General features: G+C 66.4%; 1 pseudogene. It reads right to left on the bottom strand.

Annotated features, from left to right (window positions below):
* A pseudogene (locus IB230_RS19610) lies at nucleotides 1-470 on the bottom strand (type II toxin-antitoxin system HipA family toxin); the annotation flags it as partial.

Raw genomic sequence — 470 nt, 5'->3', positions numbered from 1 at the left:
ATGTACACCGGCTCGTGCCGCAAAATTTGCGCCAGTGCCGCATCACTGCCCCGGCTGAACTTGACGATGTAGTGTCTTGCCGCCTGCGCATCGGGCAAGGTGTGGTCCAGATGCAGCAAGCCTGCGTCGTCCAGCGTCAGCAGCAGCTTGGGCCACTCGCCCTGCACCCCCGAAGAGCCCGCCACAAACAGCCCGTGCTGCGCCAGATGCTCGCTGAACTCTTCCACGCGGGCAGACACCTCATCCACCGCAAAGCCCCGCACCATGGCTCCGGGCTGCGTCGCCCACTGCGCAGACTGTGCATGCAGCCACTGGGCAGCCTCTTTCACCCGCATATGGCCAATCGGGTTGCCAGCGCCAGCCAATAGCAAGGGCCAGTCGCCCGCCTGCTCCAGCGTGGTGGGCAGGCCCAGGCGGCGCAGCAGCTCGGCCCGGCCAAAGCCCTGGGGCAGCATGTCCATCAGCCACAC

Origin of the sequence: Pseudoxanthomonas sp. PXM01 (assembly GCF_014851815.1) — a bacterium.
In the GTDB taxonomy this organism is placed as follows: Bacteria; Pseudomonadota; Gammaproteobacteria; order Xanthomonadales; family Xanthomonadaceae; genus Pseudoxanthomonas_A.
The sequence above is the reverse complement of the archived record's forward strand: the minus strand, read 5'-3'. Positions and strand labels throughout refer to the sequence as shown.